Source organism: Campylobacter anatolicus (assembly GCF_018145655.1).
Classification (GTDB): domain Bacteria; phylum Campylobacterota; class Campylobacteria; order Campylobacterales; family Campylobacteraceae; genus Campylobacter_A; species Campylobacter_A anatolicus.
Map to the genome: position 1 here is coordinate 144,891 of NZ_JAGSSY010000004.1, position 15,363 is coordinate 160,253.

Genomic DNA, 15,363 nt, shown 5'->3' on the forward strand with positions numbered 1-15,363 from the left:
ATGATGAGAGGATTTTACAACGGAGTGAGTGGCATAAAGACGCAAAGCTTCGGTATGGACGTATGGAGTAATAATATCTCAAATATCAACAACGTAGGTTTTAAAGCTTCAACACCTGAGTTTAAAAGCATATTTTATCAAACAGTCCACTCAGCTGGAAATACACCCACAAGCGATCAAGTTGGTTTAGGAGCGACTAGACAGACAACAGCTCTTGATATGAGTAACGGTAGTTTTCAAAACACTGATAATAAATTTGATATGGCTATTGCTGGAGATGGATATTTCGGTGTTTTAGGACATGATGGTAACACATATTACACTAGAAACGGTGCTTTTGATATAGATGGAGCTGGGAATTTAGTAAATAGCTCAGGAAATTTCGTCCTTGGTACTATGAATACCCTTACTCCAACAACGGCAAGTATATCAGCGATGACAAAATTTGGAAATACGACACAACAAATTTATACGCCTTCAAAAATTGAGAGTATAAATTTAAACTCAGCAAACGCCCAAACAGCGATAAAACTACCAAAATTTTTATACTTAGCATCAGAGCCTACGACGCAAGTAAATTTCCGTGGAAATTTAGACTCAACACGCAAAAGCGAGCTAACAAATAGCGAACTAGACGCAAGTAGCTATACATATTCTGTTGATGACACGGCTAAAACTATAAGTGTGAGTGGAAAAGTCAAGCTAAGTGACTCAAGTCTAGGATACAAAGCAGGAGATACTATAACTATCAAAGTCACTGACGCTAGCGGTAAATTTAGCGAATTTTCAACACAACTTGATAAAGATGGAGTATGGAGCATACAAGATAAAGAGATAAGATACCTTGATACTACAAATTTAAATGTCTCAGTGATCGGCACGGCAAATTTAGAAGTAGCTAACACACAAAAACTATCAACTGAAATTTATGATGCAAGTGGCGTGATAAACAAGCTCACTATAAATTTAACCAAGCAAGTCCCACAAAACAAAACCGGCTCTATATGGAACGCCACTGCAACGATCACAGATAGCACAGGAGCGGTACTAAACACTGCACAAGGTGAGTTGAGATTTAATACTAGTGGGTTATTAGTATCAAACACACTTAACTCAGTCGGTAGCGTAGCTTTAAATTTTGGTGGAAATGGTGATCCACTCGCATATGACGGCATCACTAGCTCATCAAATAGCACAAATAACTTCAACATAACAAAAAATGGCTACGATGAAGGTGTTTTAAAAGATTATGAGATCGATAATAATGGCAATATCGTTGCAGTGTTTGACAATGCTAGGATGTTTCCAGTGGCTAAATTCGCCCTTTATCATTTTCAAAACGATCAAGGATTAGACAAAATGGGAGACAATCTTTATACCGCGACGGCAAATTCCGGTGAGCCGATATTTTACACCAATAAAAATGGTGAAGTAATCTACGGAGCAACTCTAAGCTCATACAAACTTGAGATGAGTAACGTAGATCTAGGTCAAGCTCTCACAGAGATAATCGTCGTACAAAAGGCCTATGACGCAAGCTCAAAGAGTATAACTACTAGTGATGAGATGATACAAACTGCGATAAATATGAAGAGATAATAGGTCAAACTGCTCTATTTAAATTTGCTTAAAAGTTCAAGTGATTAAATACTCTAAAAAATTTATTATCTATACAACTTGCAGTGATATATGAATAAAATAAATTTGGGTGATTTTCACCCATTAAAAATTTAAACCATAAACATAAGCTTTGCAAAAAGGACTATAAAAAATCCAAGTACTAGCACTATGCTATGTAAATTTTGCTTTATAAACGCAGGTGGTGTTTTACCTAATGCACGACAGGATAGGCTAAATATCACACCACAAACGATGATAAATGCTAAGATAACTTTTATCATAAATACTTGCTGAGTTGGTGTCTGCCAGTATCCGCCAGCCTTACTACCGACCCAAGTACTCATCATCATACCACCGGTAAGCACGAGTAAAAACACACAAATTGGCATTATTTTGATAGTTTTACTTGTGATTATCTGTTTTACTCGTTCAAAATCTGTACCCAAAATACCCTTTAAACGCCCAAATATCACAACGTCAAAAAAGACATAACCTAAAAAAATTATAGCACAAAATAGATGAATAATCTTTGTATATTCATATATCGTAGCCATTTTTATCCTTTATCTTTGAAATTTGACTATTTTTATCTGATTTGCAATGTTTTACATCAATGAATTTATAAATTTAAACGTTTGATAAATTAGTTTTTACCTCATTTATCAAAAACTCATAAACTCGTTGCTGCACGAGTATTTCATCTTCGCTACCACTCATCAGCCTACGAAGGTGCGAAAAGTCTATCTTTTTAGCGTATCTATGGTGAGTTTTAAGCTCTTTATCTATACTTAAAAGTAGTGCATCAAGCGTAAGATGATCTTTTTTCTTAACTTTAGCGACGTATTCTTTGGTAGTTTGTATCAAAAAATCTTTACGTGTCTTATCATTTTCATAAATTTCATTTGCTATGTCATTTAATGCATAAAAGTCATCTTCGTCTGGATCGTATTTACATGATATAATTGATGCAAAAACCTTCGCACGAAACTCTAAAGACTTATGATGATATACCAAAAATTCACGAAAAGTTGATAGAAAATGTAATTTAAATCCCATAAAAACTCATTTTTAAAATTTATTAAGCATTATTTTAGTATCATTCCCTAGCTCCTTCTTAGACCTGTGCAATGCTATTTTTAAGCACCGCTTCAGGGTGGGAACACAGCAGAGCACTTATATTTAGTATGTGCCGCAGTTATCTGAGAGGGGGTCTGATAGTCCAAAATGCACGTTAAAATCTTCACAAATTTTTAAGAAATTTACCCCATCTATACGTGGCTTTTCCTTAAAAAATCTATACATATTAACAAATCCATCATTAAGCTCTTTCGAACGTACACCATAGCTTATAGACATACCAGCTTCTATATAAGCAGCAAGTTTATCACAATATTTTAGTGCTTTGCCGTCTATAGCGTTAAATTTATCATCATTGACATTTTCCATTGTACCTTCGTGTGGTATTATCTTGTTTTCAAAAGTGCGGTTTTCAAACTCATCTTTTATAAATTTATCATCTTGTTTGCGGATACCTAAAATATAACTAAATTCATCTCTAAAACTATCTGGCACATAAGGTAAAATTTGTTCATCTATAAGTCTCATTTCATACTCACTTATGATCTCATTTAAGCCCTTTACACCATATTTTACAGGGCTTATAATGTCTCTTGTAAGACTCTCTGGTAGATCGTGAAAGAGAGCACAGAAAAAGTTATTTTCAAGACGTTTTTTACAAGCTCCTACTTTGATAGAGTAAAAATAGCTTAATATCGCCACAATCAGCATATGTCCTAACACAGCAGTCTCTGGTATGCGAGGTGTTTGAGCCCAGCGTTTTTGAAAACGCAAACGACCGCTTAGATCGACGATACGAGCAAGCTTTTGATTCATAGCGATACGACGCACACCTATAAGTTCGTGATAATCCTCCATCTCTTCTTCAACTTTACGTTTAAGCTCATCAATATCGCTTAAAAACTGACTTGTTTGATATACGATAGAAAACTCCCAACGAGTAGCCAAATAACTTGCAGCTTTTAAGATAAGTAGCTCTTTTTCATGTTTTTTATCACTTTTTGTAAAAAAATTTCTAAGTCTATTTAAAAACTCATTACCTTCTACATCGCTACTAACGACACTTTCAAGACTATTTAAGACCCAAGCGTTTACTTGTTCTTTTTTACTCTTTTGTATATGATGAAATACATCAGGGCGTATATCAGTTACTACAACACGGCTCAAAAACTCATAAATTCCCGCTTCAATCAGATAGTTCATATCTACATCGCGTTCAAGTTTTGCGATAAAATAAGCAATGATAAATTTATGAGCCTGTTTATCAAGCTCAACCAAATTTGCCATCTTTGGATAATCATTCCAACGTGAGATAGAGGCTGCTTTAAAGATATGTTCTATGAGATTTGTATTTATCAATTATCTATCCTTTTTGACAACTCTTGGCTTTTTATCACCTTCAAAGCTTATCTTTCTAAAGCCTTCTTTATTAGCCATTTTGCGTGGCTTTTCATCACTGAAATTCTTATCTTTACTGCCTTTAAAGTTGATTTTATTTCGTGAGTTTGAGCTATCTTTTTTACTATCACGCTCACTTATACGCTTTGCACCTGCTTTGCGATTATCTATGCTTTTTAAATTATTCATATTATCAAAGCTATGCGTGCTACTCTTAGATCCATCTTCAGTTTTTTTATCTAGTTTTATCAAGCTTTGTGAGCTTATCTCAATAGTAGTATGCACATTTCCACGTGGGTTAAAGACAGCAACTATCTTCATATATTTTGGATTAAGTCTCTTAAATAGCACGTCATAAATTTCATTTATACTATCTTCGTGGCTTATATTGCGATTTTTAAAGCTATTTATGTAAAGTTTAATTGCTTTTAGCTCAACTACAAATTTATTTGGTATGTATTCTAAATTTATCGTAGCAAAGTCAGGATATCCTGAGCGAGGACATAGGCAACAAAACTCAGGTAAAATTATCTTTATAAGATACTCACGTTCGTGTTTATTCTCCCAAATTTCAAGATCTCTATTTACGTCAAATTCACTTAAAATTTTTTCGCCGTATCTCATATTTTCACCTATTTGTGTTTGTAACTCTTCGTTTTGTACTATATCTTCACTCATCTTTTTTTCCTTTTAAATTTAGCACTAAACGTCTAAGTGTTTAACGTCTTTTGCATGATCTTGTATATAGTTTCTCCTTGGTTCAACCTCATCGCCCATAAATAGATTAAACGTATCACTAGCACTTGCAGCGTCATTTATATTTATCTGTAATAATCGGCGATTTTCAGGATTCATCGTAGTCTCCCAAAGTTGCTCTGGATTCATCTCACCAAGACCTTTATAGCGTTGTATATACGCACCTTTTTTGGCATTTTTCTCTATCTCTTCAAGTATATCAATTACATCTTTACCAAATTCCATATCACGATCTTTTATCTTTTGATGAATATAAAGTGCTTCTTCGTATAGTGGATTTGTAAATAAATTCTCATTTACTACAAGCTCTTCTAAGCCATTTTCAGTTTGGACATAGATACGAATTTCATCATCATTTACATATGAATTTAATATATTATATCCTTGTTTTAGCAGATATGACTTTAAAATTTCAAAAAGCTCACTATAATTTTTGCCTATTATATCTGGATTTTCTATCATATATCGGATTGCACTTAATAGATTAAAGCGTTTTTCAAGCTCTTTTAGCAAACTTCTATAAGCCGCTACTATTTTTAATAAATCAACTAAGTCATTATTACCAATACCTTCAAATTCAACGCCTTCTATACCGGTTTGGATCAAAAACTCATTTAAAGCTTTATCATCTTTTAAATAAATTTCTTTCTTACCCTTTTTATAGCGGTAAAGTGGTGGTTGAGCTAAGTAAATATATCCATTTTCTACTACTTGATTTAAGAATCTAAAGAAAAATGTAAGTAAAAGTGTCTGAATATGACTACCATCAACGTCAGCATCAGTCATAATTATAATCTTATGATAGCGAAGTTTTTCTGCATCAAACTCATCGCCAATACCGCAACCAAGTGCTGTTATCATATTTTTTATCTCATCAGATTTTAAAATTTTATCAAGTCTAGCCTTTTCAACATTTAAAATTTTACCACGAAGTGGTAATATAGCCTGAAATACTCTATCACGACCCTGTTTAGCTGAACCACCAGCTGAGTCTCCCTCAACCAGATAAAGTTCACTTATACTTGCATCTTTACTTTGACAATCAGCAAGTTTACCTGGTAAAGTACCTACACTTAAACTATCTTTTTTACGAGTTAGATCGCGTGCTTTCTTAGCCGCCTCACGTCCTCGTGCCGCCATAAGAGCTTTATTCATTATGGCACGTGCCTCTATAGGATTTTCTTCAAAATACTTTGTAAGCACCTCAAAGACCATCTTTTGAACTATTGGTTTAACATAGCTTGAACCTAATTTACCTTTAGTTTGTCCTTCAAATTGTGGCTCAGGTACTTTTACACTTACAACTGCAATAAGTCCTTCACGTATATCATCACCAGTTATCTTTGTATCCTTTTCACGAGCTGCAGCATTTGCTGATATGTAGTTTGTAATAACCCTTGTCAAACCAGCTCTAAAACCAGCTTCGTGTGTACCACCATCAGGAGTTTTTATATTATTTACAAAGCTTAATAAATTTTCACTATAAGTTTCGTTATATAATAAAGCAAAATCAACTATAACATCATCTTCGCCACCACTAAATGATACAGCTTTGCTTACCGGAGTTGATTTATTCATATCAGTTACAAAGCTCTCAAGCCCACCTTCAAAGTGATAACTCTCGCTAAATCCATCTCTAGCATCTTTAAAATTTATAGTTATTTTTGGATTTAGATAGGCTAACTCACGAAAGCGTTTTGCTAAAATTTCACGGCTAAATTCAGTTACTTCAAATATACTATCATCGACAAAAAACTCAACCTGTGTTCCAGTTTTATTTGTCGTTTTTATAATTTCTAGATCAGTTGTAGGAATTCCTTTACTAAATTCTTGACGGTAAGTTTTTCCATCTCTTTTTATCGTTAAAATAAGCTTTTTAGAAAGAGCATTTACAACCGATACACCAACACCGTGAAGACCACCAGATACTTTATAAGTATCTTTATCAAATTTACCACCAGCATGAAGAACTGTTAAAACGACTGTTGCAGCAGGGAGATTTTCAGTTGGATGCATGTCGGTAGGAATTCCACGTCCGTTATCGGTTATTATCGCACTACCATCACGGGTAAGTTCAATGTTTATAGTATCACAATATCCTGCCATTGCTTCATCTATTGAGTTATCAACAACTTCATATATCATATGGTGAAGTCCACCAATATTTGTATCGCCTATATACATACCAGGGCGTTTTCTAACTGCCTCAAGTCCCTTTAAAACTTTAATATTTCCAGCATCGTAGTGTTGTTCTTGCATAAAATTTCCTTATTTTTATAAATTTATCGGCATTATGACAGTTTTTAACTCGTTTGAGCTAACGACAAAAGCAAGATTACTATCGTTAAATCCAAGGTCAAATTCATCACTCTCAATGCTAGTTAAAAAGTCAATTAAATATCTATTTTTAACACCGACAAAAAACTCTTCATCAAGTCCTGTTTGATACTCTATATTTGTTTTAGCCTCTGAGTTATCCTCTATAATACTTTCAAAATTTATACTTTCACTCGTAAATGTTATCTTCATTTGATCACTTAGCATAGATATAGTTTTGATTCCATCTAAAATTTTATCTCTATTTAGTTTTAATCTCTTTTTTATCTCTTTTGGTATAACACGTTCATAGTCAGGATATTTACCATTTATAAGTTTTGTAAAGAACTCAAAATTTGCACTTTGAGCTATTAAAACATTTTCATCATAATAAATTTCAATCTTGTCAAAAAATAGTTTTTGTATCTCGTTTATAGCTTTTTTTGGGATAATGATAGAAAACTCTTTCTCAGTTTGTGTCTCAAATTTAAATACACTTAGCCTTTTTGTATCAGTTCCTACGATATTTATATAGTTCTCTTTTATATCAAGTAAAGCACCGTTTAGTTCAAATTTAGGGTTATTTGTATCTATATTTGGTGAAATTTTCTTTAAACTTCGCCCTAACATAACAGCATCTATATCAAATTTAGATTTACCATCGATACTAGGAAAATCAGGAAAATCATCAAATTTATACATTGGTAGTTTATACTTTGAGTTTTTTTGTTTTATATAAAGGTAGTTATTTACAGTTTCAAGAGATACCTCTTCATCTTTTAAACTTCTAATGATATCAAGTAGCTTTTTACCATTTGCTGTTGCATAGCCTTCATCTGCAATCTTTACATTTGAAAGTTTATAAGCTAAACCTATCTCGTGATCTGTTGCACGTATGTTTAAAACTCCATTTTTAGCAGCTATATATATATGAGAAGTTATAGCACTTAAATCACGTTTTTCTAAATATGGGCTAGTATTTGTAACGATACTTTCAAGGACATTTTTATTTATTAATACTTTCATTTTTGATTTCCTTTTATTTTTAAATTTCTTTTAGTAGCATTAGTAGGTGGTGTTAATATGTGAAAACTTTTAAATATTAGCAAATTTTCAGCTTTTTGTAGGTGAAAATATATTGAATTTTTTTCACATTTTTTCACAAATTTCATCTTGTTTTTATCCTTTTGTCAAGATTTTATTTTTCAGTTCAGTAACTCTAAGACTGAAAATTTCATTATTTTCTATTAGCTCATTTATCTTTTTTATATTATGACTAACTGCACTATGATCTTTCATACCAAAGTAACTTGCTATTTGTGGCATTGAGTTTGGTGTTAGATTTTTAGCTAGGTATATTACGATACGACGAGCTTCAACGATATTTGACACACGTGACTTGCTCTTTATATCACTTGGTTTTGTATTTAGCTCTTTACTTACGACATCTATAATACTATCTAAATTTATATTTTTACGTTTTTCTTTTATCTGATCACGCATAACATTTTTAGCAAACTCTAGTGTTATCTCCTGACGCATAAGTGTTGCGTAAGCATTTAAATTTATTATCGCACTCTCTATCTCGCGGATATTATCACCCATATTTGTAGCTATGTAATTTATTACGTCTTTATTGAGATTGATCTTATCAAATTCACATTTTTTTTGAATGATTGCTACCTTTGTATCAAGCTCAGGTGGAGTTATATCAGCTATTAATCCCCATTCAAATCGTGATTTCAGACGTTCTTCAAAGCCTTTTAATGTCTTTGGTGGACGATCGCTTGTCATAACTATCTGTCCATTTTTACTGTGAAGTTCATTAAATGTATGAAAAAATTCATCTTGAATTTTGTCTGTCTTACCTAAAAATTGAACATCGTCTATGAGTAAAACATCACATTTTCGGTATTTATCACGAAATCTCTCCATTGAGTGATTATTAATATTATAAGTAAAATCTGTGATAAATTGTTCACTTGTTACGCATATTACGACTTTGCCTTGATTAAAGCAGAAATTTCCCACTGATTGTAAAAGGTGTGTTTTGCCAAGTCCTGTTGAGCCGTAGATAAAGAGAGGATTGTATGTCATTCCAAGTTTTTCAGCAGCTGCTTTGCAACTTAAATATGCAAATTGATTTGAGTCGCCAACTACAAAATTTTCAAATGTATATGCTGGATTTAACAAAGTGCTTTGAGCTTTTATCTGTTTGACATCGACTTGGACTTGCTTTGTACTTTTTGGTCTATTTGATATTGTTATAGTTATGTTTGGCTTGATACCTGTTTTAACTTCAAAAAGGTGTGCTATTTTAGCTGTGTAGCGAGTTTGTATAAATTTTGATATTAACTCATTTGGAGCATTGAATACGATATTATCACTACTTGAAGCTTTTTCATTAAATTTAAGTTGTTTTATATAATATTCATATTCATTTGGTGATATTTCACCGCTTAAAAGTTCTAAAACTTCATCTACAAGCAAACTTTGACCTTTATAAAAATTATGCGATTAATCATTTTATCTTAAATTTAATAAATTGTTTGTTAAACTATATAAAAATAAACTTATTCACCGCGTGAAAAAAACGTGAAAAACTATTGAAAAGAGTGTGATGAAAATTTTAGGTATTGATCCTGGTAGTAGAAATTGTGGTTATGCGATAGTTGAAAAGACAGTTGTAAAAACTAGTCTAATAGAAGCAGGACTTATCAAAATTAAGCCAAATACACTTCAATATCAAATAACCGAGCTTTGTGAAGGGCTAGATTTAATATTTAAGACTTATAAATTTGATGAGGTGGCGATAGAGGATATATTTTTTGCTTATAATCCTAAAACCGTGCTTAAACTTGCTCAATTTCGTGGGGCTTTAAGTCTTAAAATTTTACAACTTCACGGTGACTTTGCCGAATATACACCACTTCAAGTTAAGAAGGCAATTACAGGTAAAGCAAAGGCAGATAAAGAGCAGGTAGCATTTATGGTGAAAAAAATTTTAGGTATAAATAAAGAGATAAAACCACTTGATATAACTGATGCTATCGCTATTGCACTAACTCATGCCAATAATTTAAGAATAAGAGCATAATTTATAAATTTCATTTAAAGTATATTTGTGATTTGCTATAATTAGAACCATTTAAATTTAAAGGTATTTTATGCAAGAAAAACAAGAGAGTATAGACAGACAAAAATCAAATGATGTCCTACTTTATGGCATAGATGAGACTCCTCCGCTTAGTATGACGATCATTTTGGCTTTACAACATATCTTAGCAGCCTTTGCTGGTATCATTGCTGTTCCACTTGTAGTATGTGCTGTACTTAAATTTAGTGTAGAGCAAACTGCTATAATGGTAGGTGCTACGATATTAGCCTCTGGTATCACTACGATAGTTCAATCACGTGGGCTAGGTATTATTGGCTCAAGAGTTTCAGGTATGATGGGGACAGATTTTACCTTTGTTAATCCCTCAATCACAGTCGGATCACAGTTTGGAGTTACAGGCATTATTTCAGCTACGATATTTGGCTCTTTTGTTGAAATTATTCTAAGTCGTTTTATAAAACCTTTGATGAAATTTTTCCCACCACTTATCACAGGTACGGTTGTGAGTCTTATTGGTATTACACTACTTCCAGTTAGTATTGATTGGGCGGCTGGTGGTTATGGAGCGGCGGATTATGGTTCACTTAGGAATTTAAGCATTGCATTTGGCATTATGCTTTTTACTCTATTTTTACACCATTTTGGCAGAGGTATCATAAGTACAGCAGCAGTTTTTATTGGTATGGTTGTTGGATATATCGTATGTATACCACTTGGTATGGTTGATCTTGACGCAGTTGCAAGAGCTGAATGGATAGCATTGCCTAAAATTTTGCAATATGGTATAAATTTTGACTTAGCATCCATTCTTGCATTTGCTCCAGCATTTTTAGTATCTACTATAGGTACAGTCGGTATTATGATGGCTATAGCCGAGTCATCAAGACAGAAAATCTCAAGCGATAGAGTGGCTTCAGGTGTACTTTGTGATGGACTTGGGTCTATGCTCGCAGGCTTTTTAGGAGCTGGACCAAACACAGCCTTTTCACAAAATATCGGACTTATAACACTTACAAAAGTCGCTAGTCGTATAGTTATGATACTTGCTGGTGTGCTTTTAGTATTTTTAGGATTTTTTCCAAAGTTAAGTGCTTTAATCGCTGTAATGCCACCATCTGTGTTAGGTGGTGTCGGTGTGATAATGTTTGGTCTAGTTGCTGCACAAGGTATAAAAACACTCTCGTCCATACGTTTAAGTGATAGAGATCTTTTAATTATCTCAATTGCTTTTGCTTTGGGCATTGGTGTAACAGTAAAGCCTGAAATTTTAAATTCATTACCAAATGCCATAAAGATGATATTTTCATCAGGGATCTCGACAGGGACGATCGTCGCACTTATTTTAAATATTATTTTAGTTAAAAAGGATGATAAAAGTGAAACTTTTAGAGGATAAAATCAAAAATGAAGGGCAAGTTTTACCTGGCAATATCTTAAAAGTTGATGGCTTTTTAAACCACCAAATAGACACCGAGCTATTTATAAAAATGGGTGAAGACTTTGCGGATCATTTTAAAAATCGCAATATAACAAAGGTCTTAACGCTTGAAGTTTCAGGCATCGCTGTGGCGTTTGCAGTTGCTTATCACCTTGGTGTGCCAGTCGTATTTGCTAAAAAAACTCATTCAGTTACGCTTAGTGATGATGTCTATACGAGTAAGGTCTTTTCACAAACTAAAAAGACAGAGTATAGTATCCGTGTTGATAAGAAATTTCTTAATAGTGATGATAATGTGCTTTTGATAGATGACTTTTTAGCAGTTGGACACGCACTCGGTGGTATGATAGAGCTTTGTAATAAAGCCGGTGCTAAGGTCGTTGGTGTTGGTATCGCGGTGGAGAAGGTCTTTCAAGGTGGTGGAGAGAAATACCGTAAAATGGGCTATGATGTCTATTCACAGGCAAAAATTTCTAAATTTAGTGATGATGGTGTAGTTTTTGAATAAATTTATTAGATATTTGGTTTTATAGACTAAGGAGAGGCGATGAAAAAGGTTATATTTTTTGTTTTAATTGTTTTAAATTTAACTGCTAGTGATTTTATCTTTGCAGATAAAAATAGCACAAAGTTAAGATCATCTTTATATTTTTCGCCACTTTTAACCACCGATACTAAGCCATATTTTAGGCAAACTTGTGAGAATTTAGGCTGCATTATGGATGATAGCTGGGCAAATAAGGAGGCGTATTTTAAAAATGCCGCTTTGATCGTTTTAAATGCTGATGATGATATTTGTTTAAAAGGGCGTGATTATTTTTCATCACGTGAGTTTGAATTTACTAAAAATCTGCGTCAAAAGATACTTTTGTCTAAATTTGGTAGAGACTATAAGCTAGTGCAATTTGAGCCTACAATGAGTGGTAAAAATAAAATTTTCTTGCGAACAGATGTAACAGTAGATGGCAAGATAATGGCTAAAATAGAGATAAATGGCAGAATTTTACCACTTACAAATCAGCATGGATATACCACCGATATGCAAATTTATAACTTAAAAATAAAAGAGTTAAAATAAGTTTATCACTCTATAATAGCCTTTGCTAATACTTTGATATTAATGTTTTATATCGTTATTATCCAGCTTAGAGGTAAATGTGCTAACTTCTTTTAAATTTAAACATATCAAATAATAGGTATTTTTTACTATTTTGTCTCTTGTATTATACACTTCTCAAAAATAAACTTATGCTCCGCAGGTAGTGCGTCGTATAGGGCATTTGCAAGGTTACGTATCTCCCAAAGGGCTGATTTGCTTGAACGAAGTGAGATGAAATTTTGTAGACTTCTTGCATTTACACTCCATGTTAGCTCTGTTTTATAGCACTCTGGTAAGCAGTATTTTACTATGTCAAGGCTAGTTGTTGTGTTTGCTAAAATTTTACGTAGATTTTCAAGTGCGGCGATACTAGCGTTATCTACTATTTCATTACCAGTTAGAACGATGTAGCCTTTGACACGTTCAAATTCGCCTTGTTTAAACTCCGCTTCATTTTTTAGCTCTTTTAGCGTGTAGCGAGTTGATTTTACGCTTAGACTTGCAATGCGATGTCTTGCTAATTCTTGCAATAAAGCACGTGAAATTCCTTGAATATAAAAATTATAATAAAGGTGTTCAAGCGTTGAGGCGTGTTTAAATTTATTACCAACTCTATCTATTAACTCTATGTCCTTCTCTCCGCCATTATCACCCTTATCAAAGCTTTGCCAACACGTGCGGATAGCGTGTGAACATATATTTAGTGGAGTGAAATTCATTAAAGTTACTTGCATAGTTTGCCTTTGTTATTTTTCGATATTTTAGCTTTTTGTGGCTTTAGAGTTGGTAAAAGTTAAATCTTTATCTTTATTATCATAAATAAAAAAATAATATTTTTATCTTCATTGTACCAAAGTACAATAGACTAATGTAAAATTTTTAAGTATAATCCTTCGTATAAAACTTAAATAATCCATAAAAAGGAACAATAATGGCAACTCAAATTGGAACTCTAAAACAAACTTCAGGTATTGTTACGGCAGTAGATGCGAATGGCAATGAGAGAATTTTAAGTGCTGGAGATGAGATCTTTTTAGGTGATATCATAAAGACACAAGGAAGTAACTCAAGTGCAGTCGTATCGATGAATAATGGTAAAGATATTACTATATTTGCAAACGATACATTAAGCATCGACCAAAGTGTAGCTATAGATAGAAATTTTGAAGATAATACAATAGCAGATGCTACTAGCTTACAACAAGCTATACTACAAGGAACTGACTTAACACAGCTTGAAGAGACAGCAGCTGGTGCTGGCGGAGCACCTGGTGGAAATGGTGGTACTGCTCAATTAAATGAGAGTTATTTTATCGAAGGTGGACATTATTCAAACGTAAATGCTACTACAAGTGAAATATATGATCTTGCTGGATTAGGCACTAGTGCTGGTTTTTCAGGCGTTAGTGGTGCTAGTGGAGTAGTAGCAGATGAGATAATAAGTGATACTAAACTTCCAGATGTAAAAATCACAGAGGTAACTCCTATAGATACTGACTCTAAAGCAGATGATAAAGCTGAGAAAGTAAATGTTAAAGGCGAAACCGATCAGCCTAATACTAAAGTTATTGTAAAAGATGGAGATGGTAATGTAATAGGCGAAGGTACTACAGATAGCGATGGTAACTTTGATATCACTATAGATACTGGTAAAGTTCAACCAGGTGATAAGGTAACTGTAGAGGTAACTGATGAGAATGGTAATACAAATTCAGCTGATAAGAATGCTGGTAATATAAAACATACAGGCGATAACACAGCTCCAGATGTAACTGTTGAAGAGGTAACTCCTATAGATAGTGGTAATCCAGCAGATGGTAAAGCTGATCAAGTAAAAGTTGCAGGTAACTCTGATGAGCCTAATGCACCATTTATCGTAAAAGATAAAGATGGCAATGAGTTAGGTAGAGGTACTACAGATAGCGATGGTAACTTTGATATTACTATAGATACTGGTAAGGTTAAACCAGGTGATAAGGTAACTGTAGAGGTAACTGATAAGGCTGGTAATACAGGTGAAGGCGAGAAGATTGCTGGTGATTTAGATTATCCAAATGATAACGAAGCTCCAGACGCTCCTACTATAACATTCACAGAGGATGCTGATAATAATGGTGTATTAAATAAAGCAGAGAATGGTGATAGCACAGGCACTACTACTGTTAAAGTAACAGTTCCAGATAATGCTGTAGTTGGCGATAAGATAGTTATTAGCTACACTGATGCAGAAGGTAACGATCAAAAAACAGAGATAACCATAGATGGTAATGTTAAAGCTAATGGCACTGAGATTGAAATTCCAGTTAAAGATGGTAAAACATCTGTAACGGCTACAGTAGTAGATATGGCTGGTAATGAGAGTGAGAGTGCAACCGGAAGTATAGAAGTAGATACTAAACTTCCAGATGTAAAAATCACAGAGGTAACTCCTATAGATACTGACTCTAAAGCAGATGATAAAGCTGAGAAAGTAAATGTTAAAGGCGAAACCGATCAGCCTAATACTAAAGTTATTGTAAAAGATGGAGATGGTAATGTAAT

General features: G+C 33.4%; 13 protein-coding genes, 1 other RNA gene and 1 pseudogene. 7 read left to right on the plus strand and 8 right to left on the minus strand.

What is annotated here, in order from left to right; translation table 11 throughout:
* A complete protein-coding gene (locus KDE13_RS07765) occupies positions 1-1,599 on the plus strand; it encodes a flagellar hook-basal body complex protein (protein ID WP_212143390.1) in 1,599 nt (532 codons plus the stop codon).
* A 131-nt stretch (positions 1,600-1,730) separates the two neighbouring features.
* Here the strand turns inward: KDE13_RS07765 and KDE13_RS07770 are convergent, their stop codons facing one another.
* Positions 1,731-2,174, minus strand: coding sequence for a copper resistance protein CopD (locus tag KDE13_RS07770; protein WP_212142335.1), 444 nt, complete (start codon positions 2,172-2,174; stop codon positions 1,731-1,733).
* A 73-nt stretch (positions 2,175-2,247) separates the two neighbouring features.
* Positions 2,248-2,676 (minus strand): hypothetical protein, encoded by a 429-nt coding sequence (locus KDE13_RS07775; RefSeq protein WP_212143392.1) that lies wholly within the window; start codon positions 2,674-2,676, stop codon positions 2,248-2,250.
* A 55-nt stretch (positions 2,677-2,731) separates the two neighbouring features.
* Here KDE13_RS07775 and ffs point away from each other — a divergent pair.
* Positions 2,732-2,829, plus strand: an RNA gene (ffs, locus tag KDE13_RS07780) — signal recognition particle sRNA small type.
* Positions 2,830-2,835: 6 nt separating this feature from the next.
* Here ffs and KDE13_RS07785 read toward each other — a convergent pair.
* The 5 genes and pseudogenes from KDE13_RS07785 to dnaA form a co-directional block, all read right to left on the minus strand.
* Positions 2,836-4,056, minus strand: a pseudogene (locus tag KDE13_RS07785) (HD domain-containing protein); the annotation flags it as partial.
* A complete protein-coding gene (gene queF / locus KDE13_RS07790; RefSeq protein ID WP_229204396.1) occupies positions 4,057-4,773 on the minus strand; it encodes a preQ(1) synthase in 717 nt (238 codons plus the stop codon).
* Positions 4,774-4,797: 24 nt separating this feature from the next.
* Entirely contained in the window at positions 4,798-7,110 is a 2,313-nt protein-coding gene (gene gyrB, locus KDE13_RS07795) for a DNA topoisomerase (ATP-hydrolyzing) subunit B (protein WP_212143393.1), read from the minus strand.
* Positions 7,111-7,125: 15 nt separating this feature from the next.
* Positions 7,126-8,193 (minus strand): DNA polymerase III subunit beta, encoded by a 1,068-nt coding sequence (gene dnaN / locus KDE13_RS07800; RefSeq protein WP_212139692.1) that lies wholly within the window; start codon positions 8,191-8,193, stop codon positions 7,126-7,128.
* A gap of 153 nt (positions 8,194-8,346) precedes the next feature.
* Positions 8,347-9,657: a chromosomal replication initiator protein DnaA gene (gene dnaA / locus KDE13_RS07805; protein ID WP_212139693.1), complete on the minus strand. Its 1,311-nt coding sequence runs from the start codon at positions 9,655-9,657 to the stop codon at positions 8,347-8,349.
* Positions 9,658-9,787: 130 nt separating this feature from the next.
* Between dnaA and ruvC the strand changes: the two genes are divergently transcribed.
* From ruvC to KDE13_RS07825, 4 genes are all read left to right on the plus strand, one after another.
* On the plus strand, positions 9,788-10,264 hold the full coding sequence (ruvC, locus tag KDE13_RS07810) for a crossover junction endodeoxyribonuclease RuvC (protein WP_212139694.1): 477 nt from the start codon (positions 9,788-9,790) through the stop codon (positions 10,262-10,264).
* Between the two features lie 70 nt (positions 10,265-10,334).
* Entirely contained in the window at positions 10,335-11,681 is a 1,347-nt protein-coding gene (locus KDE13_RS07815) for a uracil-xanthine permease family protein (protein WP_212139695.1), read from the plus strand.
* Positions 11,662-12,231 (plus strand): xanthine phosphoribosyltransferase, encoded by a 570-nt coding sequence (locus KDE13_RS07820; RefSeq protein WP_212143395.1) that lies wholly within the window; start codon positions 11,662-11,664, stop codon positions 12,229-12,231. The genes KDE13_RS07815 and KDE13_RS07820 overlap by 20 nt, the downstream gene beginning before the upstream one ends.
* 39 nt (positions 12,232-12,270) lie before the next feature.
* Positions 12,271-12,801 (plus strand): hypothetical protein, encoded by a 531-nt coding sequence (locus KDE13_RS07825; RefSeq protein ID WP_212143397.1) that lies wholly within the window; start codon positions 12,271-12,273, stop codon positions 12,799-12,801.
* A 128-nt stretch (positions 12,802-12,929) separates the two neighbouring features.
* Here the strand turns inward: KDE13_RS07825 and thyX are convergent, their stop codons facing one another.
* Positions 12,930-13,556 carry an FAD-dependent thymidylate synthase gene (thyX, locus tag KDE13_RS07830; RefSeq protein ID WP_212143399.1) on the minus strand — a complete coding sequence of 209 codons (627 nt, stop codon included), beginning with the start codon at positions 13,554-13,556 and terminating at the stop codon, positions 12,930-12,932.
* A gap of 197 nt (positions 13,557-13,753) precedes the next feature.
* Between thyX and KDE13_RS07835 the strand changes: the two genes are divergently transcribed.
* The coding region (locus KDE13_RS07835; protein ID WP_212143401.1) for a retention module-containing protein at positions 13,754-15,363 on the plus strand (1,610 nt) is incomplete at its 3' end.

Coding starts and splice junctions, on each gene's coding strand:
- KDE13_RS07815 (WP_212139695.1), top strand. CDS start 10,335: ATGCAAGAAAAACAAGAGAGTATAGACAGACAAAAATCAAATGATGTC.
- KDE13_RS07765 (WP_212143390.1), top strand. CDS start 1: ATGATGAGAGGATTTTACAACGGAGTGAGTGGCATAAAGACGCAAAGC.
- thyX (WP_212143399.1), bottom strand. CDS start 13,556: ATGCAAGTAACTTTAATGAATTTCACTCCACTAAATATATGTTCACAC.
- ruvC (WP_212139694.1), top strand. CDS start 9,788: ATGAAAATTTTAGGTATTGATCCTGGTAGTAGAAATTGTGGTTATGCG.
- KDE13_RS07770 (WP_212142335.1), bottom strand. CDS start 2,174: ATGGCTACGATATATGAATATACAAAGATTATTCATCTATTTTGTGCT.
- queF (WP_229204396.1), bottom strand. CDS start 4,773: ATGAGTGAAGATATAGTACAAAACGAAGAGTTACAAACACAAATAGGT.
- gyrB (WP_212143393.1), bottom strand. CDS start 7,110: ATGCAAGAACAACACTACGATGCTGGAAATATTAAAGTTTTAAAGGGA.
- KDE13_RS07825 (WP_212143397.1), top strand. CDS start 12,271: ATGAAAAAGGTTATATTTTTTGTTTTAATTGTTTTAAATTTAACTGCT.
- KDE13_RS07775 (WP_212143392.1), bottom strand. CDS start 2,676: ATGGGATTTAAATTACATTTTCTATCAACTTTTCGTGAATTTTTGGTA.
- dnaN (WP_212139692.1), bottom strand. CDS start 8,193: ATGAAAGTATTAATAAATAAAAATGTCCTTGAAAGTATCGTTACAAAT.